At 71.5% G+C, this 24,057-nt stretch carries 21 protein-coding genes and 3 pseudogenes; 10 read left to right on the forward strand and 14 right to left on the reverse strand.

Features of this window, described 5'->3' with window-relative positions:
- Positions 1-67: 67 nt before the first annotated feature.
- From Srubr_RS13655 to Srubr_RS13670, 4 genes are all read right to left on the reverse strand, one after another.
- Positions 68-1,231, reverse strand: a complete 1,164-nt coding sequence (locus tag Srubr_RS13655; RefSeq protein ID WP_229926769.1) for a methyltransferase domain-containing protein — start codon at positions 1,229-1,231, stop codon at positions 68-70.
- A gap of 371 nt (positions 1,232-1,602) precedes the next feature.
- Complete coding sequence (locus Srubr_RS13660; protein ID WP_189996986.1) at positions 1,603-3,135, reverse strand: CoA transferase; 1,533 nt, start codon at positions 3,133-3,135, stop codon at positions 1,603-1,605.
- A 29-nt stretch (positions 3,136-3,164) separates the two neighbouring features.
- Positions 3,165-4,118: a 3-hydroxyacyl-CoA dehydrogenase NAD-binding domain-containing protein gene (locus tag Srubr_RS13665; protein ID WP_189996987.1), complete on the reverse strand. Its 954-nt coding sequence runs from the start codon at positions 4,116-4,118 to the stop codon at positions 3,165-3,167.
- Positions 4,119-4,186: 68 nt separating this feature from the next.
- The gene (locus Srubr_RS13670; RefSeq protein ID WP_181793191.1) at positions 4,187-4,921 is read right to left on the reverse strand and encodes an acetoacetate decarboxylase; all 735 of its coding nucleotides are present in this window, start codon (positions 4,919-4,921) and stop codon (positions 4,187-4,189) included.
- Between the two features lie 234 nt (positions 4,922-5,155).
- On the opposite strand from Srubr_RS13670, the gene Srubr_RS13675 reads away from it, so the two are divergent.
- A complete protein-coding gene (locus tag Srubr_RS13675; RefSeq protein WP_229926770.1) occupies positions 5,156-5,599 on the forward strand; it encodes a MarR family winged helix-turn-helix transcriptional regulator in 444 nt (147 codons plus the stop codon).
- Positions 5,600-5,717: 118 nt separating this feature from the next.
- Here Srubr_RS13675 and Srubr_RS40665 read toward each other — a convergent pair whose 3' ends face one another.
- Together Srubr_RS40665 and Srubr_RS13690 are read right to left on the reverse strand one after the other, a co-directional pair.
- Entirely contained in the window at positions 5,718-7,877 is a 2,160-nt protein-coding gene (locus tag Srubr_RS40665; RefSeq protein WP_229926771.1) for an aminotransferase class I/II-fold pyridoxal phosphate-dependent enzyme, read from the reverse strand.
- Positions 7,878-8,319: 442 nt separating this feature from the next.
- A complete protein-coding gene (locus Srubr_RS13690; RefSeq protein WP_229926772.1) occupies positions 8,320-9,027 on the reverse strand; it encodes a B3/B4 domain-containing protein in 708 nt (235 codons plus the stop codon).
- 248 nt (positions 9,028-9,275) lie between these two features.
- Between Srubr_RS13690 and Srubr_RS40670 the strand changes: the two are divergent.
- The 4 genes and pseudogenes from Srubr_RS40670 to Srubr_RS41985 form a co-directional block, all read left to right on the forward strand.
- Positions 9,276-9,413 (forward strand): annotated as a pseudogene (locus Srubr_RS40670) (methylenetetrahydrofolate reductase); the annotation flags it as partial.
- Positions 9,414-9,545: 132 nt separating this feature from the next.
- Positions 9,546-9,734, forward strand: a complete 189-nt coding sequence (locus Srubr_RS40675; protein ID WP_229926773.1) for a hypothetical protein — start codon at positions 9,546-9,548, stop codon at positions 9,732-9,734.
- A 45-nt stretch (positions 9,735-9,779) separates the two neighbouring features.
- The gene (locus Srubr_RS40680; protein WP_229926774.1) at positions 9,780-9,977 is read left to right on the forward strand and encodes a hypothetical protein; all 198 of its coding nucleotides are present in this window, start codon (positions 9,780-9,782) and stop codon (positions 9,975-9,977) included.
- A pseudogene (locus Srubr_RS41985) lies at positions 9,974-10,189 on the forward strand (transposase family protein); the annotation flags it as partial. The gene Srubr_RS40680 and the pseudogene Srubr_RS41985, both read left to right, overlap by 4 nt.
- A gap of 78 nt (positions 10,190-10,267) precedes the next feature.
- On the opposite strand, the gene Srubr_RS13705 reads toward Srubr_RS41985, so the two are convergent.
- Positions 10,268-11,062: a helix-turn-helix domain-containing protein gene (locus tag Srubr_RS13705; RefSeq protein WP_189996989.1), complete on the reverse strand. Its 795-nt coding sequence runs from the start codon at positions 11,060-11,062 to the stop codon at positions 10,268-10,270.
- A 269-nt stretch (positions 11,063-11,331) separates the two neighbouring features.
- Here Srubr_RS13705 and Srubr_RS13710 point away from each other — a divergent pair, with 269 nt between their 5' ends.
- On the forward strand, positions 11,332-11,613 hold the full coding sequence (locus tag Srubr_RS13710; RefSeq protein WP_189996990.1) for a hypothetical protein: 282 nt from the start codon (positions 11,332-11,334) through the stop codon (positions 11,611-11,613).
- Between the two features lie 27 nt (positions 11,614-11,640).
- On the opposite strand, the gene Srubr_RS13715 is transcribed toward Srubr_RS13710, so the two are convergent.
- From Srubr_RS13715 to Srubr_RS13735, 5 genes and pseudogenes are all read right to left on the reverse strand, one after another.
- Positions 11,641-12,072 carry a carboxymuconolactone decarboxylase family protein gene (locus Srubr_RS13715; protein ID WP_203855023.1) on the reverse strand — a complete coding sequence of 144 codons (432 nt, stop codon included), beginning with the start codon at positions 12,070-12,072 and terminating at the stop codon, positions 11,641-11,643.
- 144 nt (positions 12,073-12,216) lie between these two features.
- Positions 12,217-13,002, reverse strand: a complete 786-nt coding sequence (locus Srubr_RS13720; RefSeq protein ID WP_189996991.1) for an SAM-dependent methyltransferase — start codon at positions 13,000-13,002, stop codon at positions 12,217-12,219.
- A 399-nt stretch (positions 13,003-13,401) separates the two neighbouring features.
- Positions 13,402-13,857, reverse strand: a complete 456-nt coding sequence (locus Srubr_RS13725; RefSeq protein ID WP_189996992.1) for a hypothetical protein — start codon at positions 13,855-13,857, stop codon at positions 13,402-13,404.
- Between the two features lie 308 nt (positions 13,858-14,165).
- Positions 14,166-15,152: pseudogene (locus Srubr_RS13730) on the reverse strand (hypothetical protein); the annotation flags it as partial.
- Positions 15,153-15,348: 196 nt separating this feature from the next.
- Positions 15,349-16,761, reverse strand: a complete 1,413-nt coding sequence (locus Srubr_RS13735; protein ID WP_229926775.1) for a class I adenylate-forming enzyme family protein — start codon at positions 16,759-16,761, stop codon at positions 15,349-15,351.
- 345 nt (positions 16,762-17,106) lie between these two features.
- Here Srubr_RS13735 and Srubr_RS13740 point away from each other — a divergent pair, with 345 nt between their 5' ends.
- The 4 genes from Srubr_RS13740 to Srubr_RS13755 are packed head-to-tail and all read left to right on the forward strand — an operon-like array spanning position 17,107 to position 22,668.
- Positions 17,107-18,732, forward strand: a complete 1,626-nt coding sequence (locus tag Srubr_RS13740; RefSeq protein ID WP_189996993.1) for an NAD(P)-binding domain-containing protein — start codon at positions 17,107-17,109, stop codon at positions 18,730-18,732.
- Positions 18,729-19,892: an alpha-hydroxy acid oxidase gene (locus Srubr_RS13745; protein ID WP_189996994.1), complete on the forward strand. Its 1,164-nt coding sequence runs from the start codon at positions 18,729-18,731 to the stop codon at positions 19,890-19,892. The genes Srubr_RS13740 and Srubr_RS13745 overlap by 4 nt, the downstream gene beginning before the upstream one ends.
- Positions 19,886-21,346: a cytochrome P450 gene (locus Srubr_RS13750; RefSeq protein ID WP_189996995.1), complete on the forward strand. Its 1,461-nt coding sequence runs from the start codon at positions 19,886-19,888 to the stop codon at positions 21,344-21,346. Before Srubr_RS13745 ends, Srubr_RS13750 begins: the two co-directional genes overlap by 7 nt.
- A gap of 44 nt (positions 21,347-21,390) precedes the next feature.
- Positions 21,391-22,668, forward strand: coding sequence for a cation:proton antiporter (locus Srubr_RS13755; protein WP_189996996.1), 1,278 nt, complete (start codon positions 21,391-21,393; stop codon positions 22,666-22,668).
- Positions 22,669-23,024: 356 nt separating this feature from the next.
- On the opposite strand, the gene Srubr_RS41990 is transcribed toward Srubr_RS13755, so the two are convergent.
- The gene (locus Srubr_RS41990; RefSeq protein WP_373313568.1) at positions 23,025-23,288 is read right to left on the reverse strand and encodes a LysR substrate-binding domain-containing protein; all 264 of its coding nucleotides are present in this window, start codon (positions 23,286-23,288) and stop codon (positions 23,025-23,027) included.
- 74 nt (positions 23,289-23,362) lie between these two features.
- Positions 23,363-23,968, reverse strand: a complete 606-nt coding sequence (locus Srubr_RS13765; RefSeq protein WP_308439913.1) for an FAD-dependent oxidoreductase — start codon at positions 23,966-23,968, stop codon at positions 23,363-23,365.
- Positions 23,969-24,057 lie beyond the last annotated feature (89 nt).

Here is a 24,057-nt window from a genome sequence, read left to right on the forward strand (position 1 = left end):
CGGCGCGGGCGGACGACGGTGAGTCGGGCGGCACACAGGTACCCGGGCTCGACTTCGCTGTGGTCGGTCACTTGCCGGCGTGGCGGGTGCAGGTGATGGCCCATCGGGGTTCGGCCGCGGGGTCGTTGACCCAGATGTACTGCGTCGCGCCGCTGTCGGTGACGGTCAGGCCGAAGTCGTACAGATCGGGGCTGCCCAGGTCCAGCCATGTGTCCCAGGCCGCCTCGAGTTCGTCGGCCAGGTGTCGGGGGCCGCCCTGGGTGGCGATCGTCCGGCCGCCGCCGATGGCCGAGAGCACGGCCCAGGACTCCTCGGTGTCGTGCATCCATGCGTTGAGGCCGTCGGCGTCGTGGGCGAGCGTGATCCTCAGATGAGGCAGGACGACGCGCAGCGCGAACCGCAGGTGTGCGTCGTCCTGCAGTGGAGTGAGGTCGCGGAGGAAGGTCCGCTCCCCCTCCGGCTCGCTACGGGCGCGTACCTGTGTGAAGTCGGGTTCGTGGCGCAGCGCGGCGCGGTCGGGCATGAACTGTGCCAGGCCCTGGACCCACCCTGTCGCGGACCGGCCGTCGTCGGCGACCGTGAGCGCGATGTGTCCGAGTCGGCCCCAGGGGGTGACAACGCGTCCGCCCGGCCGTGTCTGTGCGACCCAGGCCCACGGGATTTGCTCGACGGCGTAGGTGGCCACGACCCGGTCGTAGGGTGCCGCGGGGGCCCATCCCCGGTTTCCGTCGCCGACTTCCACGTGTGCGGTGAGTCCCGCTGCGGCCAGTGCCCGGCGTGCCGCCTGTGCCAGGCCGGGGCTCGCCTCGACACTGACGGTGAGGCGCGGGCCGGTTCGCCGGCTGAGCAGGGCCGTGTTCCATCCGCTGCCTGTTCCCAGTTCCAGGACGCGGTGGCCGGGTTCGAGGAGCAGGGAGTCCAGCATGTCGACCACGACGGCCTGGCTGGACAGGCTGGAGGCCGGCAGTCCGTCCGTGACCTCGGTGACGGTCGCCGTGTCGGGGCCGGGATACACCTCGCTCGCCCAGCCGGCCGGATCGGTCCGCTGGTCCACGGGCACGTAGGCGTGCCCGTCCCACCGCCAGACGCGGTCCGGAGCGAACCGGTGCCGGGGCAGGGCGTCGACGGCCTCACGGATCCAAGGGGATCGTTCGGGCCAGTCGCCTCGCTGGTCCATGGCAGCGGCCAGCGATCGCCGCAGCCTGTCGATGCCGGGTGCGGTCGTCAGCACCGTACGGCTACTTCTTGTGCTTGCCGGTACTGGGCGGAGGCGGAGGGACCTGTCCGTCGCTGTTGCCGGGCGGCGGGGTGCCCGTGCCCGGGTCGGCCGGCGGCTTTTCGTGCTTGCCCATCGCCGTCTCCTCATGATCGGCAGGAAAGATGGCCCCTCCATGGTGAGGCCTGCGACGGGCACTGTCCGCCGAACGCCGGGAATGACCAACCAACGGATGAGACCGGCACGTGGGCGCCCGCCGGGTCGAAGCGCTCTTCGTCCAAGGAGCGCGCTGGGCCCGGTCGCATCACGCCGCCGGGCCCGGCCGTTCCGTGTGGATGACCTCGCGTACGGCCGTCGCAGCGCACGGTCCGGCGGCCCGCTGCCGGTCAGTTGGGCCGGGGCAGCCAGACGGGGGCGCTGCTGCCGCGCGGCACGAGGACGGTGCGGAAGCGTCCCGGGGTCCTGGACATGATCACCTGGTCGGTGACGCCCTGGTAGCGGCCGCAGGGGGTGTCGGCGGTGAAGGTGTCCGGGTCGAGGTAGGCGTGCGGGGAGTCCGGGTCCGGGGCGAGAGCGGTTTCCTGGGCGTAGTCCCGGTCGAAGACGCCGAGGCTGAGGATCCAGGTGGCGATCCGCGTGAGGTTGAGGGTGACGCGGTAGCTGCCGCCCTCCTCGGCGCGCCGCATCAGCGCGGCGAGCGCGCCGGTGGTGGCCAGCCAGGACAGGACGTAGTCGTTGACGACCATGATGTACGGCAGGCCCGGGGCGCTGGTCGGACCGGCGGTGACGCCGTCCTCGCCCTCCATCAGCATGATGCCGCTGAGCGCGCCGGCGGTCTGGTCGAAGCCCACCCGGTGGGCCCATGGGCCGGACTCGCCGGCGAGGGAGAAGCTGCAGTGGATGATGCCGGGGCGGACGGCCGCGGCCTCCTCCGCGCTCAGGCCGATCTTCTCCAGGTAGCCGGGGCGGCGGTTGGCGTAGAACACGTCGGCGTCGCGCAGGAGGTGACGGATCCTCGCCCGGCCGTCGCTGCCGTAGGGATCGATGGTGGACGAACGGACCCCGACGTTGGCGCTGTTGTACGTCGAGTCGTGCTCCAGCTCGTTGGGCCGCCAGATGTTCAGCACGTCGGCGCCGTGCTGGGCCAGGTCCCGGCCGACGCCTGCGCCGGCGATGATGTGGCCCATGCCGAGGGCGCGCACGCCGGACAGCGGCTGTTCGGCGCCGGCGCTCAGGGGCTCGGGCTCGCTGTCGCCGATCTTCTCGATCTTGATGAGCGGTTCCCGGGCGATGTACTCGTACGCCGGTTCCCGCAGGAACTCCTCCGTGGTGCGCAGCATCGGCATGACCACGCCGATCTCGTCACCGGCCCGTTCCAGGTCGGCGGCGTCCCACCGGGCGATGGCGTCGGCGACGGCCTGTTTCTCGGGCCATGTGCGCAGCAGCTTGTAGACGGCGTTCTTGATCTTCGGGTAGGGGTTGAGCGGCATCACCCAGCGCCCGTCGCGGGTCTGGTAGAAGTCGAATCCGAGCGGGTTGACGGGGTCCGAGGGGGTGCCGCCGGGATAGCCGTTGAGCAGTTCCCACTTCTTGTCGTAGAAGGGGCACAGCCGGTGCGGGGCCTTGCGCAGGTCCATGGTGATGTCCTGGCCCTCGCCGCCCCGCCGGCGCCACAGCGCGGCCAGCGCGACCGACTTGGCGGTCATCCCCAGGGCGGGGACGGCGCCCAGGCGCATGATGCTCGGCACGACCGGGTCGCTGCCGATGAACGTGATCTTTCCGCCGCTGTCCTCGGGGCGCAGACCGGCCGGGGCCAGCACCTCGCGGAGGGCCTCGTGGATGTCGAAGCCGTCGTCCTCGTGGGTGAGGGGGTGGGCGAGGGCCTTACGGATGCGTGCGGTGATGTCTTCAGTACTCATGTTCAGCCTCTGTGCGGGTGTGGGTCGGGTCAGCCGTCGTAGCCCTCACCGAGGGCGCGCATGACGGCGATCTGCCGGCGGTCGCGTTCGGCGGCGAGGTCGGCGACACAGCCGCCGAAGTCCTTCACCTGCTCGGTCAGCAGCCGCCGGGTGCGCTCGTCGAACGCGACCTGCTCCTCGGCCATGTCCGCCCAGCGGCGCTCCATCCCGGCCCCGAGGTGGCTCATGAAGTGAGGCAGCCCGCCTTCTCCGCCGCCGAGGTGGAACGAGCGGAAGGGACCGGCGACCGCCCAGCGCTGCCCGAGGGAGGAGGTGACGATGTCGTCCAGTTCCTGCATGGTGACCACCCCCTCGCTCACCAGGTGCACGCACTCCCGGAAGATCGCCGACTGGAGCCGGTTCGCGACGAACCCCGGCACCTCTTTGCGCAGCACCTGCGGACGCTTGCCCAGGGCCTGGTAGAAGGCGCGGGCGCGTTCGGTGGTGTGCGGCGAGGTCCGCTCGCCGGGCACGACCTCCACGAGCGGCACCAGGTGCGGCGGGTTGAACGGGTGTCCTACGACCAGCCGCCCCGGGTCCTTCAGGGCGGTGGCGATCTCGGTGGCGGGGATGCCGGAGGTGGAGGTGGCGAACAGCGCGCCGGAGGGGGCGTTCTCCTCGATGACGCGCCACATCTCGTGCTTCACCTCCAGCCGCTCCGGGCCGTTCTCCTGCACCAGGTCCGCCCCGCGGACCGCGTCCGCCAGGTCCGGTACGAAGGCGAGCCGTGCGGTGAGGTCCGAGGTGTCCAGCCCCAGCCCGCCGAGCGCGGGCGCGGCCTGCGCGATGTGCCCCCGCACGGCCTCCTCGATGCCGGGCTGGGGGTCGCTGACCGTGACGGACAGCCCGCGGGCCAGGAACAACGCCGCCCAGGAGGCGCCGATCACCCCTCCCCCGACGACGGTGACGGTACGGATTCCGGCGATGCTGTCGTGCTCTGACATGCGCGCCCTTCTCCTCTCGGTTTCTCTTGCTCCGGGCCGGTTCCTGCTGCTCCGGCCCGTGGGAGCGGTCAGGCGAGGTAGTCGTGGACGACCCGGGCGCGGCCCAGGGTCAGGTCGGTCAGGACGTGGGCGGCGGAGACGACCTCCAGGACCGGCAGGTCCGCGAGCGGGGCCAGCGCGTGAGCGAAGAGCTGGAGCCGCGCGGGACCGCTCCAGGCGCCCTTGACCACGATGTCGGCGATCTGTGTCCGGACGAGTTCGCAGATGCGCGGTGAACCGTCGTAGTGCGGCAGCTTCTTGAGCATGAACGTGGGCCGGGTCAGCTCCTCGCGGGCCTGCTCGGTGTTCAGCGGCCGGTGCTTGTAGCCCATCGTGGCGCGGGCCACGGGCAGTGTGCCGTGGTCGAGGGTGCCGACCAGGGTGTCCTGGTCGACGTACAGCCGGGGACGGCCCGCCTTCTTCGGAAAGGCTCCGGTCTCCCGGCCGCTGGCGATGGCGGGGAAGTTGTCCACGTGCATCGAGATGCTGTACTCGCCCGCCTCGCCCTCGTACTCGACGACGGCGAGCTGACCGGCCTCGGTGTAGTCGCCCAGTCCGGTGACGTCGGGCATGCGCATGACCTCGAAGCGGACCAGCGGCTCGGCCACCCGCAGCGGCTCCGGCACCACGCGGCGCAGGGCCTCGGGGTCCGTGCGGTAGGTGATGTTCAGGTACTCGCGGTCGGTGAACCGGTACGGGCCCGCCGGGAAGGCCGGGGCATCCAGCGGTGTCGACGGTGCACGGACGACGTCCTCGGCTCGCATGACTCTCGCCTGCCTCTCCTGGCCCGCTCCGAACTATCCGGAGCATAAGGGGCCAAAGTGCGGCAAACATCTCGTCCGACTGCCCCTGGAGAGGTTCGGGCGGGGCCGCACGATCGGTGAGTTGTAAATAGCAACTTCAGCCACTGTAACGCCGAGGCGCGAGTGTTGCAAAAGGCAACTCCGGTCCGCATGTGTGATCATGCGTACCGGAACCTCGGGGAAGGACGAACACACGTGACCGACGACGACACGGAGGTCCCGGGGCTCGTCCGGGAGCTGGTGACCCTCTCCCGGCGCTTCCGGGCCCACGCCGAACGGCTCCACCCCGACCTGAGCTTCGTCGAGTATTCACTGCTGTCCGAGCTGTCCGAACGCGACGGGGCCCGGGCGGGAGACCTGGTCGGGCTCTACGGGCTGAACAAGTCCACGATCAGCCGCCAGGTCACCGCCCTGGAGCGGGCCGGCCTGCTGGTACGCGAGCCCGTCCCCGGCAACCGCCGCGTCCAGCTGCTGCGCCCCAGCGACCGGGGCCGGGAACTGCTCGCCCGCGCCGCCGCCCGGATGTACCGCGAGGTCGACGCCCGCACCGCCGGCTGGTCCCCGGACGAGGTCAGGACCCTGCGCACCCTGCTGGCCCGCTACAACGCCGCCGCGTCCGCCGTCGCGGAGGACACCTGACGGGGGCACCTGGCGGCGTTGCCGCCTCGGCCTCCAGGGCACCGGTCGGCCTCTGAGGCACCGGACGCGGAAGTCATCCGGCCGGGGAACCACGGCGCAACGAATCCGCCCGGGCCGGTCAGCTCAGCGAACGCAGGGCCCGGCCGAGCCGTGCCACGCCGTCGGCGATGACACCGGGCGAGCCGGCCGCGTAGCCGAGGACCAGGCCGGGCGGCCCGGGAGACTGGCGGTGCCAGGACAACGGGTGGCACTTCACACCGTGCGCCAGCGCCGCCGCCGCGAACTCGGTGTCCGGTATGTCCCCGGGATACGTGACCGTCAGATGCAGACCCGCCGCCGCGCCGTGCACCACCGCGCCCGGCAACTGCCCGGCCAGCGCGGCGATCATCGCGTCCCGCCGTCTGCGGTGGCGCCCGCGCACCAGCCTGAGGTGCCGCTCCAGTGCCCCGGACTCCATCAGCCGGGCGAGCACCAGCTGCGGCAGCACCGCGTTGCCCAGGTCGTTGAAGCGCTTGGCCTCGATGAGCGCGGAGCGGTACCGGTCCGGTGCCACCAGCCAGCCGATCCTCAGCGCCGGCGCGAGCAGCTTCGAGGCGCTGCCCAGATAGCAGACCCGGTCGGCGAGCAGGGCACGCAGCGCGGGGACCGGGGGCCGGTCGTAGCGGTGCTCGGCGTCGTAGTCGTCCTCCAGGATCAGCCCGCCCGCCCGCGCCCACTCCAGCAGCTCACGCCGGCGTTCACCACTGGTGACCACCCCGGTGGGGAACTGGTGGGCGGGTGTGAGCAGGACGGCCCGGGCGCCGGTCGCCCGCAGCGCGTCCACCCGTACGCCGTGCTCGTCGACCGGCACCGGCGGGGTCACCAGGCCGCCGTTCGCCAGGTGCTGGCGGGCCCCCAGCGAGCCGGGGTCCTCCACCGCGACCGCGTCGACGCCGTCCGCGCGCAGCACCGGGTGCAGCAGCGTGAGCGCCTGCGCGGTGCCCGCGACGATCAGCACGGACTCCGGGTCGACCCGTACGCCACGCATCCGCGCCAGCCAGTCGGCGACGGCCCGCCGCAGCCGGGGCGCGCCGCGCGGGTCACCGTAGCCCAGGTGGTCGGCGGCCGACTCGGCGAGCACCGCGCGCTCGGCCCGCAGCCAGGCCGCCCGTGGGAAGACGGTGAGATCGGGCCGTCCGGGCGTGAAGTCGACGACGGCCGGGGCGGCCCGCAGCGCGTCGAAAACACCAGCCCCGGGCACCCCACCGAACAGCGGCCCGGTTGTGCCGGGGACGGCGGGTGTGTCATGGGGCGGTCCGACAGGGCTTCGGTGTCCGGATGTGCTGTGGACCGGCTCGGCGAGGTTCCGGTGCTCGGGTGCGTTCCGGATGGGCCTGGCCGGGCTTTGGTATGCGGGTGTGTCGTGGGCTGGTTCGGCGGGGCATTGGTGCCCGGGCACGCCCTTGCGCGGTCCAACCGGTCTTGGGCACCCGGGTACACCGTCGATGGGCGCCAGGCTTTCGTGCTCGGATGTGGCGTGGATCGGCCCGACGGGGCATTGGTGCCCGGGTACGCCGTTGACGGGCCTGACCGGGCTCAGGTACCCGGGGGCATCGTGGGTCGGCCCGGCCGGGCCCCTGTCCGTGGTCCCGCCGGGGTGGCCGCCGAGCGTGCCGTCGTGGCCAAGGCCGTCGGCGCCTCCTGTGCCCAGCGGGTCGGCGTATCGTCCGGCGGCACCTACTCCGGGTCCGTGGGTGTCGCCTCCGCCCAAACCTTCGACGTGCCCCTTGGCGTCTTGCGCCCGTGGCCCGTCGGCGCCATCCGTGGCCAGCGGGTTGGCACGCCGTCCGGCGCTGTCCACGTCGAGGCCGTCGGCGTGCCGGCTGGCATCACCCGCTCCCGGCCCGTCGTCACCGCTCGCCCCCAGCCCGTACGCATGCCCGTCGGCGTCCCCCACGCCGAACCCGGCCCCCGGACCCGTAGGTGCGGTGGTGGTGAACGGGGCGGCGACGACGATCGTGCCGGCGCGGCGGCGGCCCGTCACCTGGCCGTCTTCGGCGAGGCGCCGGTACGCCTCCGTGACCACGCCCCGGGACACCCGGAGTTCGGCCGCGAGCACCCGGGTCGGCGGCAGCCGGCCGCCCACCGGGAGCCGGCCGTCCGCTATCGCCGCCCGCAGTCGCCCGGCCAGCCACTCCGCCTTGCCGCCGACGGGCACGTCCGCGACGGCCAGTTGGAGGAAGTCCGATCCGCGCGCCGTCCCGTTCACCGTGTCCCGCCCCTCGTCCACGCCGCTCATGCTGCCACGCGCCCCGGCCCGCCCCGACGGCGACCGGGCAGGCTCAGGAGAGCAACTCCCGCTCCGGTGACCGCCGGTCAGACTCCCGAGTCGAGCTCCGTGATGGGAGCCGGACAGCCCTGACAGACAACTCCCCCTGCAAGGGCACCAGGTCTCCGACGACGAACTTCCGCGGGACGTCACCGACCGCGCGCACCCCGTGCCGCTCGGCGAGCCGATCACCGGCCACCGGGGCACGATCCGCCTGGAAGCAGCGCGACGACGCGGTCCTCCAGCGGCGGCCGGCCGGACACCGCAGACCGACGCCCACTTTGATGGTGACCGGCCAGTACCCGAGGACCGACTCATGCCCCGGTGGTCTCCGGTCAGGTTCGAAGGCGAGCCCCGTGGCGGCGGCTGGCCAGGCCAGAGGGCAAACTCCCGTCCCTGCAAGCGTGACCGGTCAGGTCGCGAAGACGAAGTCCGGGGCGTCCGGCGTGAGGACGGCCGTCGTCGTGGTGGCCGTCCAGTGTGATGCCATCTCCTCCTCGACCGTCTTCAACACCTCCGCCACGGTGTCCGCGCCGCCGTCATGCATCGCTTCCGTCACCACCAGCACCCGCCCGGTCCCCGCGCCGACCGCCGAGTGCCCGCTCTGCCGGTGGGTCCAGCGGCGGGCGTGGGCCCGGCCCGCCGAGTCGACGAAGGTCACCTCGCCGGGCGCGGGATGCTCGTCCCCGCCGCCGAAGCGCGTGTACGTCTCGTCGCCGCGCGCCGGCCGGACCTCCAGCAGCGGCCCGTTGATCCGGTCGACGTCGAGCACCGCGACCGGCACCGCGTACGCCACTGAGACGGCGTTGCACAGGTCCACCAGGGGATGGATGCGCGGCAGCCCGCCCTCCTTGCGCAGCCGACGCAGCAGCGACTCCGAGGCCGACCGCACCTGCGTCGGCTTCACCCCCATCCGGCTGAAGGCCCGCCGCCAGGCCAGCACCTCGGGAAACTCACCCTCGGCGGCCCGGGCCAGCCGCGCCACGGCCCGCGCGGTGTACACGGCGGCGGCCGGACCGGTGTCGGCCGGGGCAGCGACGCCGGCGGCGTACAGCGCGCCGGCGGACAGTTCGGGATACGCGGCCCGGACCGCGTCGGCATGCCGGAATCGCACGGTCACGCCACCACCGTTCGCACACCGGGATTCGACGGAACACTCAACGGGACCTCCTCGGATGATGATCGACGGACCCCACCCTGTCCGACCGTTGGTCCGGCCACCAGGGCCAAAGAAGGTGCGGCGCACAGGTCCATAACCCGGCGCGCGGCCGACGGCGGACGCCCTGCCCACCGGCCCCCGCACCGCGCGCGACATCTCGGCGCTCCGGAAACAGCCGTACGAAAGCCGAGACCCGCGAGGGACCCCGGGCGCGCGACGGCACGCCGCCGGGCACCCGGATCGACATCACCTTCCTGGCCGGCGAGGACACCGCGACCCGGCTGGCGGCGGCCCGCGCGGTCAAGCGGCTCGGCTTCGTCCCCGTACCGCACATCTCCGCCCACCGCCAGGGCCCCTACGAGAGGGCTGTCCCAGTGATCGAGGGCCAGCCGGGGGCACCAGGCGTGTCCTGGTAATGTTCCCCGCATTTGGGTGGGCCTGGACGAGCCGAGGGCCTCAGATCATATGGAGGCCGTGCGGTGCGGTTCGTCTGCCGGAACTTCGGACTGTCGGATCTGCCGCGGCGCGGGCTCACCCCGCGGGAGGCTCCCCTGGAAGTGCTTCTGCTCGACGTCGAGGCAGAGCTCTCCATCTGGCAACAGGGGCGGGTGGTGTGGTCGGAAGAGGCGTTCCCCGCGGCCGAGTTGGCGTACCACTTGGCGCTCTGACTGCGGAGGCCGACTGCCGCCCAAGAGGACTTCCAGCTCGACTCGATGCAGGCGGCGGAGGGACTGATCCGCATCGTGAACTCCGTCGACGGCTGGCGGGTCGGCTCCATCCTCACGCCGGACGTCTGGACCGCTCCCGTCACCTGGGACGTCTTGGTGGCGGCGATCGAACAGTTCGACCGCTCCGTGCGCGAGGGTGTTGCCGCGATGGGTATCGAGCCTGCCTTCATCCCGGAGCCCTGACGGCCGGGACAGGCCTGTTGCGCACGGCGGAACGATCGCCGCGCTGCGGCCAGGAGGGAGCGGATCGGGTTCGCTGACGGGCGGCCGTGGAGACTGCCGCTGGAGGATCTGGTGCTGCTGGCGGCCGCGTATCGGCGGGCCAACCTTGGCGCTGCGACAGCTCGCTTCCGCTGTTCGTGGTGTCGAAGTCCGCCGCCGGCCGCGTCATCGACCGGGCGCGGCTGCAGGGTCGGGTGACCAGCAGTCGAGCAGGTCAGCCCGCAGACCCAAGGTCATTCACGGGTCGGCCTTCAGGGAGAGCAGGTGGGCAGGATGGTGGTGAGCTGGTTCAGGTCGTCCGGGCGGACGCGGATTCCGGGAAGCCACAGGTGCTTTCCATGCCGTGTGACCTGGATCCAGATGCTGGTGTGTTTGTGGTTCTCGTCGGTGACGGTGACACCGTTGGCGATGGTGCAGCGTGCCTGGAGCAGGTCGTGGTGCCAGACACGGTCGGCGGAGTTGGAGGTCACGTAGGGGCGGTAGGGGTTGTAGGCGAGGGACAGCGCGCATTCGTGCGTACGGGGTTCCTGGCATTTCTTCTCGACATTGTGGACGAGAACACCGGCGGTGCCGCTTTCATCCGGGCTTCCCTTGGCGCTCTGCGCCGCATCGGAGGCACCGCGCGGGAGCAGCGCGAACAGCAGTCCCGCTACGAGCGCACCCCCGGCGGCAGCGGCCACGGCGATGCCGCCGCGACTGGACAGGGCGCCACGCAGCCGACGCCACCAGGCAGGTCGGGAGCGGGAAGACGGACCGGCAGCGCCGGCGGTGTAGGTGCCGGCCGGTACGTCGGGCCGGTTCCGGTCGGCCGCCTCCCACAGCGCGCGGTACTCGGCGGGGTCCGCGCCCAACGCCCGGCACAGGTCCCTCACCACACCCCACGCCGGCACGGTCTCGCCGCGGAAGTAGCGGGAGAGCGACGAGTCGCTGATACGGACCTGCGCCTCCAGGCTGCGGAGCGTACGCCCCGATTGCTGCTGCAGGCTCCGCAGCGCGTCCCCCAGCCGCCGTGCTGCCGCACCCCGGTCTGATTGTTGGCCGGTCATCGATCGGGGCCTTCCTGAAGGGCGGGGCAACAGCGTCCCGCCGACTGACCCATGTCCCGGGACAGGCGTGTCCCAGCAGGTCAGGACTCTATTTATCCCGACATCGGTGAAGCAACCGGGATCTGGTTGTGAAGGTGCAGCTTCCTGCGCAAACTCGGCATACCGGCTGAGCGGATCACCCTGGAGGGTGAGCGTGCCGGTGGTCTGGCCCGTGCCGGCGGATGCCGTACGGACCGACTTCACCCACCCCTACCGAAAGGATGTTCATCATGCGGGTGCGCACCACACTGTCCGCCTTCGCGGCGATCGCGGTGACCGGTCTCGGTCTGGCGTCCGCGGCTCCCGCCGTCGCGGTCCCCGGCACGGCGTCCCACCGGGCGGCCGCTGTCCAGGCGGCCGACAGCCTCGACATCCACCGCGGCAAGTACATGACCTTGAGCGGCTGCCAGACGGCCGGCCAGCAGGGCATCGACCGTGGGCACTGGGACCGTTACCAGTGCGCCGAGGGCAACATGTGGCCCTGGAAGTGGAACCTGTGGACCAACCGCTGACAACGTGACGCTGTCGGTGGCCTCCGCTCATACGGGGGGGAGGCCACCGACGGCCGGCAACCGCTGACCATCTCGGCCACCCGCCTTCCCCGGCCCACTCGCCGGTGGACGGTGGGCACGGCCACGATCACGACGATCCCGCTCAGGCCATCGGGGGCGCCCTGCTCCTCGCTTCCGCCCACGGCGAGAGAGCGGCAGGGCCTCCCGCAATTCCTCGTCGGCGACCCCGTTCTGGCGGGCCAAGCCGTGGTGGAACCGCGACTGGTCCATCTTCCCGAGCGCGGTCAGCGCGGAGATGATGACGAGGCCGCGGTCGCGCTTGGACAGGCCCTCGCGCTCCCAGACCTCGTCGAAGAGGACCCTGCCGGTGTAGTCGACCGGTTCGGCCACCACCAGGGCCGGGTTGCCGTGTTCGGCCTCGGCGTGGACGAACGCCCTTGCCATCCAGCAGTCGGTCATGTGCCGACCGGATCGACACCTGACAGTGCTGGGTCAAGCCGCACGGGCGAGTCCGTGAGTCCCTGGTGGCCCGGCCTCGAACAGCACGGCGGCCGAACCTTCGGGAGTGTCGGCCGTCCGCGTCGCCGCTGCACCACCGGGCGCTTACGGTTTCCGCGCCACGCCGACGTAGAGGGGCACCTGTTCGTCGGCGAACTCCTGGTCAGGCTCCGGGTGCCAGTCGGTGACGACCTGTACGCCCGGGTCGATCAGGTCAAGGCCCGCGAAGAACCGGGCGACTTCGTCCCGTGAGCGTACTTGCGCCGGCACGCCACTCTTCCGGTAGATGTCGACGGCCTTGGCCCACCCGGCAGGATCGAAGTCGCCCGTCACGTGCGAGAGCATCAGGAAGCTGCCGGAGGAGAGCGGGGCCAAGAGGTTGTCTACGAGCTCGTAGGGCCGGTACTCGTCGGAGACGAAATGCAAGAGGGCCACGAGCGAGAGAGCGACAGGTTCCTCGAAGTCGAGGATCTCCTTGGCGCTTTCGATGATCTTCTCGGGCTCGCGGACATCCGCCTCGATGTACTTCGTCACCCCCTCGGGGGTGCTCCGGAGCAGCGCCTCCGCATGACGGAGAACGATGGGGTCGTTGTCGACGTACACCACACGTGCTCGCGGGTTGACCGCTTGTACGACCTGGTGGAGGTTGGGCTCGGTCGGGATACCGGTTCCGATGTCGAGGAACTGGGTCACACCGCGTTCAGCCAACAGTCGCGCAGCTCGGTTCATGAAGCTCCTGTTGGTGCGAGCGGCGGTCCTGACGGCCGGCAGGAACGACATGACCCTCTCCGCGGCCTCCTTGTCGACCGGGCAGCTGTCCTTGCCGCCAAGGTAGTAGTCATACATGCGCGCCGGGTGGGGCCGGCTGGTGTCAATGGGCTTCGATGTCATCGTTATTCCGTGTGCCCTTCATAAGTGGAACCGCGGCTTCAGGGTGCGGATGACGCGGGGCTCAGGAGAGGAGGACCTGGCGCGCCGGCCCAAGACGACGGCCGGCACGGTCGGGGCGGACTTCCGTTCACTCACGCCGGGTTCCCTCTCCCTTCTGCCAGGCGGCAACGTGCTGACGTGTGCCACGGCATCCGCCTGGCACACGGACTGCGGCCCCCGCTGCGCAGGTTGCGGAGTGGGGCTCGCCAACACCACAGACTAGCCAGCTCAGTTGCGTGGCGCCGAGCCGGCTTCGGCAGTTCCTCGGCGCATGGCCCGCCGGGTGCTCCGGACCGGGGGCGAGCCGCGAGGGCGCCGCACAGCTGCCGGTCGGCAGCGGGTCGCCCACGAAGGAGGACCCTATACGTCCTCGGCCGGCTGACGGGTGAGGCGTAGTTCCAGTTCTGCGGTAGCCAGCATGCGTACGATGTCGATCGGGAGAGCGGCGAGTTCCCTCCTGACGATCCGGTCCGGGTCGAGCCGGCGTGTCCGTCCATCGACCCCAGTGGCCTCGATGACGTAACGGTATCCGCCGGATGTGGCGGAGTCGCGTTCCGCCTGCCAACGTGCGCCGTGCCGTCGAATCAGGAAGTCGGAGAGGTGACACAGCAGGTCCTCGTGCAGCGCCAGCCAGTCGGGGTGCCCGAATTCATCGAGTGGCGCCCGCGAGACCCAGCCCTGGAGCGCCGGGATGAGACTCGTGGGGTCGCGGGCATAAGCCTCCGAAGGCACCCCCAGCATGTCCGCTACATCGACGGTGGCCCGGTGTACCTGCTCAGCCCATTCCTGGATGTCCGGTCGGCTTTCTTTGGGCATCTTGTGCGCCTTCTGGTGGATTTCGTCCGCTGAGAGCAGGGATGGTACTTCGCCGTCGCCTTGGCAGAGGGTGTGTCGCGAAGGCGTAGGGAGAATCATGGTTCTCAGGGCCGATCCGCCTGGCCCGGCTCGGCCGCTGCGGCAGCGCACGCGCTGCGTGCCGGTGGGACAACGACTCCGGGCGGCGCGCGCGGTGAGCGTGGGCGCCGCCCGGAGCGACGTGAAGGCGAGGAAAGCGAAAGGACTTGTTCAGTCGAAGAAGGGAGAAGGAAGCCCTTTCATGGCCTCGCCACGGGTGACGTCAACACTCAGCCGGGGATCAGGTCGCGCAGGTTTTCGACGGTGATGACGCGGGAGTGGGGGCGCAGTTCCTCCGGACGTTCCAGACCGATGTAGGTGACGGGCTCGTCGGGGACCGGCCCTCCGTCCCAGAGGTCGACTGCCGTGACGCCGTCGGACATCAGACCGACGAGGTGGCGCACCGTCAGGTACTCGCGCTCCACGACCGCCCGCACCACCGTGGACACCGACGTCTGGTTCTCCTCGACCCGGTTGGCCGAGGAGATGCCCCGCAAGGCGCAGGTGCGGCCACTTCGCGTGCCACCGGCCGTCGTAGTCGCGCCTGAACACCAGGGGAAGCGCCACCCGGCCCGTCCCCCGCAGCTCCTACTTCCTCCGCACCGTTCGCGGCTCGAACGGCCGGCCCTGCTGCTCCCCCTCACGCAGCATCCCGCCGAAGAAAGGTTCTGCGGCCGTCTCGAAATCTTCGCCCGCGTAGATGTTGACCTGCGCTGAGAGACGTGCAGGAAAGCCAGGAGTCGGCGCAGCAGTCGGTGTTGAGCAGCAGGGCCGAGAGGTCGTAGTCGGTTCGCTTCTCGGTCTGCTTCCAGTACACGAAGAAACGAAGCAGCTCGCCTTCGACCGCCGGGACCGTACCGCGCGGGAGCACACCGAGCCCAGCCGGGGCCGCCTTGCCGCTGAGCGGGAGCGCCACGTCGAGGATGTCGGGGTCCACCAGCAGCCGACCGGGCGCGGAGAGTCTACGGCGTACCTCGGCGTCGAGGGCGGCGATCAGGCGGTCGCGGTCGGCGGCCGGGACCGGGGGCCGCATGTCGGGAGCAACCCAGCCGCGGCCCCCGATTGACGAAGACCCGGGGTCTGCCGCTCTCCCGCTCCCGGTTGAGGAAGTGCTCACGGACCGAGAGCACGACCCGGCCGGAGACCTCGGGAGCGACCCGCACCGCGGCGTCCACCACCGCGTCACGCTCGTCCTGGCCGGCGGCGACCCGCAGCAGGTCCAGCGGCTCGGGCTGCCCGCCAAGGCCAGGTACAGGACGGTGAGTTCGCCGTCCAGGTCGCGCCCGAGGTACAGCACGGTCACCCGGTCACCCGGTCACCCGGTCACCCGGTCACCCACCATCGCGGCGCGCGCCTGCCCGGCGTCGACGGGAGGGACGGCCGCCGGGGCACGTCCAGGTGTGCCCTGACCGGTCAGGGGGCCTCCAGCAAGGCGCGCAACGCCGCCTTGTCCGGCTTTCCGCTCGGTGCCACGGGCACCTCGGTGATGCCGACGACACGGACCGGGGCGGCGGCTTCCCCCAGTTCCCGGGCCACCAGTTCGCGCAGCGCGTCCGCGACCGGTACGGCTCCGGGGTGCGGGACCACGAAGGCGTGGATCGCCTCGCCGGTGCGGTCGTCCGGGACTCCGACGACGTATGCCTGGTCGATGTCCGGATGGGCGGCCAGGACCCGCTCTATGGGGCCCGCGTAGTGGACGACGGCGTTGACGATGACGATGTCGCGCGTGCGCCCGGACAACCGCAGATACCCCCGCGCGTCGAGCCGGCCGAGATCCCGGGTGCGGATCCAGCCGTCCCGCAGGACCTCCGCGGTCTCGCGGGGGTCCTCCCAGTAGCCGTGGAACGCGTCCGCCAGGCGGACCCACACCTCGCCCGTCCGGCCCGCGGGGAGGTCTCGTCCGTCAGGATCCCGCACGGTCATCTCGACGGTGTCGAGTGGGCGCCCGACGCTGTCGGCCAGGCCTGGATCGGCTGCCAGTTCCCCGGGTTCGAGGACCGTCAGCATGCCCGTCTCCGTCTGGCCGTAGGCGTGGTGGACCACGGGTCCGAGCAGCCCGGCCGCCTCGGTCAGCCGGTGCGGGGCCAGCGGGGAGCCCGCCACGACGAGGGCGCGCAGGCTGCTGGTGTCGACGGCCCGGTCGCGGACGGCGTCGAGGATGCCGTACAGGCGCGGCACGGTCGTCATGCAGGCGCTGATGCGGTGCTCGGCGAAGACCTCGGGAAACCGCGGGGGCCGGCCGGGGATGACGGCGGTGCCTCCGCCAAGCAGCGACAGACATAGGTGTTCGAACATGACGGCGCTGCTGAGCGTGCCGAAGAGCAGGAAGCGCGCGTACCGTGCCGCGAGGCGCCGGGTGCGGTCGGTCCAGCGGCCGGGTCGCAGCGCCCAGCCCTCCGACAGGGCGCCGTAGGTCACCATCGTGCCCTTGGGCCGGCCGGTGCTGCCGCTGGTGAGGTGGATGACGCCGATGCCGTCGCGGTCGCCCCGGGCGGTGAGGTCCTCGGGTCCGGGCGTGAAGGGTGCCGGGGGCCGTAGCGCTCCGCCGGTGTCCAGCAGCGGTATCCCGCCCGCTTCGGCGGCCAGCGCCGGCCGGCTCGCGGGGTCGTCCGTCACCACGGCGCTGATGTCGCGGGCGAGGATGTCGCGCAGGTGCTCGGGGGTCAGCCCGGGGCGCAGTGCCACCACCTGGCAGCCGACGACATGGGCGGCGACGCGGACGGCGAACGCCTCGGGCGTGACACCGGTGTCGAGGGCCACGCGGGATCCGGCGGTCAGGCCCGCACCGCGCAGGCCTCTCACGAACCCGGCGATCTGTACGAGCACTTGCCCCCTGGTGACCGCGCGTCCCCGGTACTCGAAAGCGGGCAGAGCGGGAGCTTCGCGGAACGCGTCGACGAACGCTTGCGGAAAGACTTCCCCGGGCTTTTCGTCCACTTCGTCTCCACTCTGGGCCGATAACCGATGTAAAGGCAGCGTGAATGACTGGAAAACGACCATGGCCGGCGCGCTCGGCACTCCGGACCGCCCATCACGCCTTCACGTTAGCCGAAGGAGGAAATGCGCCACCCCTGGTGTTGTGTGATCCATATCACACAACACCAGGGGTGGCTCCGTTCTTTAACCGTCAAGTACCGTCCTTCCCACCCCCACGTCAGGCAGGAGAAGGCCATGTCTGATTCAGGACAGGTTGACTATCTCGTCATCGGCGGCGGCCCCGCGGGCCTCCAAGCCGGGTACTTCCTCCAAAAAAGCGGCAGAAACTACCTCATCATGGAAGAGAGCGACGCTCCCGGCGCTTTCTTCACTCGTTTTCCCAGACACCGGACCCTTATTTCCTCCAATAAGGTGCACACCGGTTGGAGCGACCCCGAGATGCGTCTGCGCGTCGACTGGAACTCCTTGCTCTCGGACGAGGGTCCGCTGTTCACCGCTTACTCCCCGCGGTATTTCCCGCCGGCCGACGACATGGTCCGCTACCTCGCGGACTTCGCCCGGACGCACGGGTTGAACATCCGGTTCAACACCCGCATCACCCGTATCTCCCGGCCCGACGGCGGCCTCTTCGTGGCGACCGACCAGAATGGCAACGTTGTCCGGGCCCGCCGCGTCATCGTCGCCACCGGCGTCTCGCGGCCGTACGTACCGCCCATCGAGGGCGCCGCGGCGGCCGAGCACTACGACCAGGTGTCCGTCGACCCCGCCGAATTCACCGACAAGCGGGTACTGATCATCGGGCGGGGAAATTCCGCCTTCGAGACCGCCGACCATCTCATCGAGACCGCGGCCGTCATCCACGTGGCCGGACCCGGCTCGCTCAAGCTCGCCTGGCGGACGCATTTCGTCGGGCATCTCCGGGCCGTGAACAACAACTTCCTGGACACCTACCAGCTCAAGTCCCAGAACGCCGTACTGGACGGCGACATTCTCCGTATAGCACGGAAGCCCGACGGCACCTATGTCGTGAGTGTTAAATTCTCGCGCGTCGCGGAAGTGGTGAAGGACATCCCGTACGACCGGGTCATCCTGGCCACCGGTTTCCGCTTCGACGCCTCGATCTTCAACGACGACTGCCGTCCCGACCTCGTCATCAAGGACCGCTTCCCGAGGCTCACCGACGCCTGGGAATCCGTGAACGTGCCCGATCTGTATTTCGCCGGCACCATCACCCAGTCCCTGGACTTCAAGAAGTCGACCAGCGGGTTCATCCACGGGTTCCGGTACGGCGTGAAGGCACTGCACCGCATCCTCGAACGCCGCTACCACGACCAGGACTGGCCGCACACCACCCTGCCCGCCGCCGCGGGCCCGGTGACCGACGCGGTCATCGAGCGGGTCAACCGGACCTCGGCCCTGTGGCAGCTGTTCGGGTTCCTCGGCGACGCGGTCCTGGTCGGCACCGACGGAACCGTGCGCCACTGCGAGGAGATCCCGGTGGCACACCTGCACCATGCCGCCGCCCGGGGCCAGTTCGGCGATCTGGCCTCCTACTTCACCGTCACGCTGGAGTACGGCGCCGACCACGACCAGGTCGATCCCTTCGACATCACCGTCAGCAGGACTCCCCAGCAGGACACCAGCGGCCTCGACGCGCGCTACCTGCACCCCGTGGTACGGCAGTTCCTGCCCGACGGCACCGGCAAGCCGGTCGCCGAGCACCACATCACGGAGAACCTGGAGAACGAGTGGGACAACCCCGACGTCCATGTCGGCCCGCTGCGCTCCTTCCTCGCCTCCCGGCTGCCCGCCGGGGCCGACCTCCCGGCCGGCGAGGACATCGCCGCGCCCCGGGCATGACCGGCTCGCGCCCCGGCCCGCCGCACGACCCGGCCGAGTCGGCACGCGGGAAACTCAAGCCCGAGCACTACGACTACTTCGCCGGCGGCGCGGGCGAGGAGACGGCGCTCAGGGAGAACGAGGACGCCTTCGGCCGGCTGGCCCTGCTCCCCCGGGTGCTGCGCGGCGGTGGCGACCGCGACACCCGGGTGAGCGTGCTGGGCCGGGACTGGCCGGCGCCGCTCTTCGTCTCGCCCACCGCCTTCCACCGCCTCGCCCACCCCGACGGTGAACCGGCCACCGCGCGCGCCGCCGCCGCTGCCGGCATCCCGCTGGTCACCGGCGTGGCAGCCACCACCGCCGTCGCGGACGTCGTCGCCGCGGCCCGCGAGGCGGACCCGGAGGCCGTGGTCTGGTTCCAGCTGTATCTGCAACCGGAACGCGAGGTCACCGCCGAGCTGGTGCTCCGGGCCGCACGGGCGGGCTGCTCCGCCCTCGTCGTCACCGTCGACTCACCCGTCTTCGGCACCCGCACCCGGGACCTGCGCAACGGTTTCCACGACCTGCCGCCCGGCCTCGCCGCCGAGAACATGCGGGACCTGCCCGGTGTGCCACCCGGCACCACCCGCGACATCGCCATGTGGCCGGCCGGCTGGGACGACCTGGCGCGGCTGCGCGAGCTGACCGACCTGCCCCTCGTCCTCAAGGGCGTGCTGCACCCCGACGACGCGCGGGCCGCCGTCGACCGGGGCGTGGACGCGTTGATCGTGTCCAATCACGGGGGGCGGCAGCTCGATGCCGCTCCGGCATCGGTCGAGGCGCTCCCGGCCGTGGCCGGGGCCGTCGCCGGACGGGTGCCCGTCCTGATGGACGGGGGCGTGCGCCGGGGCTCCGACATCGCCCTGGCCCTCGCCCTCGGAGCCCGGGCCGTCGGTGTGGGCCGGCCCGTGCTGTGGGCCCTGGCCACGGGCGGCGAGGACGGCGTACGCCAGGCGCTGACGGCACTGCGCGAGGACTTCGAGCAGGTGCTCGCCCTGTGTGGCGGGCTCCGGCCGCAGGACCTGACGGCCGACCAGGTGGTCCCGCGCGGGCTGCCGTACCCGCCGTACGGTCTCGCCGCCGGGCAAGGGGCCCCACCTCACCTTCCGTACCGGCTCCGGAGAGGAGAACGCACATGGTGAGCAGGAGAACGGCGGCGGCGCTGGCGGCGGGCGGGGCGCTGCTGCTGTCGTCCCCGTCCTGGCTGCCCGGCAAGGTCGTCGCCCTCCGCACGAAAGTCTTCGCCCGCGTCAACGGCGACGAGGGCATGCTCCTCCCCAACGCCACGTTCGGCCCCGACCGTTTCCAGGAGGTCTACGGCCATCCGTCCGCCGGGGGCCGCAGCAAGGGCGCGGCACTGTCCGACTTGTTCTGGTACTGGCTGGCGCCCGGCGCCGACGTCCACCAGGAGCACCTGGAGGCCGGGCCCCGCTACGACGAGGTCGCCCGCCGGACGCTCGCCCTGCTGTCCGGCCCGTCGGCACAGCTGTACGAAGCCGCCGCACGGCACACGCGGCAGGCCCTGGACGCGGCGGACACGGGCCGCGTGCGCGTCGTACGGCTGCGTGATCTGATGATGCCGGTGTGGGCCGAGTTCTTCTACGGACTGGTCTTCGAGGAGCCCTGCCCGGCCGAGGCCCGGCAGCTGATCGTCGCCCACGCCGAGGACGTCGTCAACGCCCTCAAATGCACCCGTCCACGCCACATGCGCCGCAGGAACCGGCTCACCCGCTACCTGCTGCGCCGCCTGGCGGCCGGGGACGTACCGCACGCGCTGCCCGCCGGCCTGACCCTCCGGCAGCAGGTTCACTACCTCCAAGGCACCTTCTTCAACACGGCCGTCGTGCAGATGTCCGAGGCGACGGCCCACCTCCTGCTGGCCCTGGCCCAGCACCCGGACGTGCAGGAAAGGGTGGCGGCCACCCCCGACGACGACCGCTACCTGACCCAGGTCATGAACGAGACCTTCCGTCTCTACCCGCTGTTCGGAGTGGCCCACCGGATCACCACCGCGGACATCACCCTCGACGGCCTGCCCACGATCCCGGCGGGCTCCGTCCTGGCCTTCAGCTACCCCGACTACCACGCCACCGGCTACGCCGACCCCGACCGCTTCGACCCCGACCGCTGGGCGACGCTCTCCGCGAGGAACGCCCACCACATCCCCTTCGGTGTCGCCGCCAACCGGCCCTGTCCCGCCTGGCGTCTCGCACCCGTCGTCATGCGTGCCGCGACCCGCGAGGTGCTGGCCCGGTACGTGCTCGACTCCCCCGTCGGCCACACCCGCTCCATCCCGCACCGCGCCCCGTGTCTGCTCCTCCCCCGGGACCGGCCGGTCCCGGAGCGTCAGCGACGCGTCCTGCGCACGGCGCTGAGGGTTCGCGACCGCGCCGAGGACGTCGGGCGCAGCCTGCTGCAACTGGTCTTCGGCACCTGGATGGTGCTCGACGCCCGCCGCACCAGGCCCGCCGCCGCGTACTTCGCCCGGTACGACACCGAGGGCCGTCCGCTGGACGGCCCGCACACCCGGCCCGGCCGCGCGGCGGGACCCGGACAGGCCGCTGCCGCCTGCCCGTACACCGGCCGCGGTGCCTGACAGCGGCAACACCCCCCATACGTCTCCTCCTCAAGGAGTCACCGTTGTCGACCACCGAGATGGGCCCGGCGTTCTTCCTCGCCGTGGTCGTCATCCTCACCGCGTGCCGCCTCGTCAGCAGGCTGCTCCGCCCGCTCGGCCAGCCACCCGTCGTCGGCGAGATGGTCGCCGGCGTGGCCCTCGGTCCCTCCGTGCTCGGCCTCCTGTCGCCCGGCCTGGAGAGGGCCGTGTTCCCGGACGAGATCCGTCCCGTGCTGTACGTGGCGGGGCAGGTCGGTCTCGTCGTCTTCATGTTCCTGTCCGGCTACGAGTTCCGCACCGACCGGCTGCGGTCGGTGGGCCGTACGGCGGTGCCCGTCTCGGCGGCCGGCATCGTCGTGCCGCTCCTCCTGGGCACCGGACTGGCCTGGGCGGCACACGACGCGGTGGACCTCTACCCGGACGGGATCTCTCCCTCGGTGGGCGCGCTGTTCGTCGGGGTCACCGTGGCGATCACCGCTTTCCCGATGATGGCCCGGATCATCACCGAGCGGGGCCTGACGAAGACCCGCTTCGGCGCGGTCTCCCTGGCCGCCGGCGCGCTGGACGACGCCGTGGCATGGGTCCTGCTGGCCGGGGTGCTCAGCATGGCGGGCAGCGGTGCGGAGACCTTCCTGCGGGCGGTCATCGGCACGGCCGGACTCGCCGTGTTCCTCGGGATCTTCCTCCGCGTGCGGCCCGGCGCTCTCGAGCGGGCCCGGCGCCTGACCGGGGAACAGATGCTGCTGGTCACCGTCCTGCTGCTGTTCCTCGCCGCGTGGTACACCGACCGCATCGGCCTGTACGCCGTGTTCGGCGCCTTCAGCCTCGGTGTCGCCTTCCCCCGCGACCCGGTGGTGACCCGCGCGGTGGAGGCCGTAGCGCCGGTGAGCAGGATCGTGTTCCTGCCCCTGTTCTTCGCCTACTCCGGCCTCAACACGGACTTCACCCTGCTGTCCGACGGCGGGCTGCTGTTGTTCACGGTGGTCTGTGTCGCGGTGGCGATCATCAGCAAGTTCGGTGCCTGCTGGGCCACGGCGCGCCTGCTGGGTGAGCCGCAGGCCGTCGCCGTCCGCGTCGGCACGCTGATGAACGCACGAGGCCTGATGCAGCTCATCGCCATCAACGTGGGCCTGTCCGCGGGCATCGCGTCCCCCGCGCTGTTCGGCGTCCTCGTGATCGTCGCCCTGGTGACCACGGTGATGACGGCCCCGCTGCTGGCCCTCCTGGACCACCGGGACCGGAGTCGGCGGCCCGAGGAGACACCCTCGGCCGGGATGACCCCGACTACGAGAGAACCATGACACCGTCCATGGATCGCTCAGCGGCTCGGCGGCCCGTCACGTCCCGGTCCGGTGGGCGAGGGGCTGTTACGGGGGCGGCTGGTGGTGTGAAGAGTGCCTGAACGGTTTCGATGGCCGGCTCTCGCAGCCAGGCGTGGGCGCGGCCGTTGTCGCGGCGCTGGTGCCACAGCGGGTAAAGGGGTACGTCGGGCAGCGGGAGCGGCGGCGGCAGTGCGGTCAGGCCGAGTTGGTCCCGGGCCGCGCGGGTGGCCGCCTCGGGGAGGGTGACGACCAGGTCGGTGTCGAGGGCGAGTTGCAGGGCGAAGGCGGTGGCGGGCCCGGCGGCGGCGACGCGTATCGTTCGAGGCCGTGTGCGGTCAGGGCGTCATCGATCGGGTCGCGCAGGCTTCCGCGTAGCGCGCGAGGCTCAGCGGGTCCACGGTGAGCGGGTGGCCCGGGCGGACGGCGACGACCGGCCGGTCCTTGCCGACGAGGCGGTGGCGGATGTCGGGGAGCGTCGGCGCTGTGGAGCTCGATCCGAGGTCGACCTCGCCCCGGCGCAACTCGGCGTCGTCAGTGCCTGGTTCGGCGGACAGGCGCAGCCGGACGCCGGGAGCCTGACGGTGGACGGCCGGGGTCAAGGCGGTACCGCATGCGGCGGTCAGGGCGTCGTGCCAGCGCACGGTGGACGGCCGCGGACAAGGCGGTACCGCATTCAGAGCTGGACCGGCTGCGCCGGGGTCCGGTGCGGATCTTCGGGCGTCAGATGAAGTGGGCGTTGGAACGGGCCGAGGAGGTCGCGGCCTTCGGGGCTGGTCCGCACGGTGACGGCTCCGTCATCCGCGTCGAAGCCGGTCAGCTCCACTCCCCGGCGCACATCGACGCCGAGCTCGCCCGCCCGCCCGTCGAGCAGCCGCTCGATGTCCTGCTGCGCCACGAAAGCGATCTCGGCGGCGGGTCCGGCGTCGCCGAGGCCCGGCTCCGTACGGTCGACCAAGTCGGCGCGCAGCATGATTCCGGCGAAGTGCCCGACGTACCCAAGCCCTTGACCCGCGCCACCACCTCCGTCCCCGCCACTCCGCTCCCGAATGAATGTTTGGAAGCGGTCCATCGCCTGCCGCTGCACCTTGGCCAGCGCGGGCAGCATGCCTCGGCGGTAGAGCGCCTCGGCGCTGGGTGTGGTGATCGCCCCGCCCTTGATCGTCGGGTCCACTTCGGTGAGGCGCTCAAGGACGGCCACCCGCGCACCTCCGAGCCGGAGCTCGCAGGCCAGCATCAGTCCGACCGGGCCGCCTCCGGCCACCACTACGTCATAGTCCATGGCGCCGACTATGACCGAGGGCCCAAAAGGCCAAAAAGGCGCCGCGGCGTCAAGGGGTCGGCCCCGCGAGGAGAATGGGTCGGCGCAGT

Source organism: Streptomyces rubradiris (genome assembly GCF_016860525.1).
GTDB lineage: Bacteria > Actinomycetota > Actinomycetes > Streptomycetales > Streptomycetaceae > Streptomyces > Streptomyces rubradiris.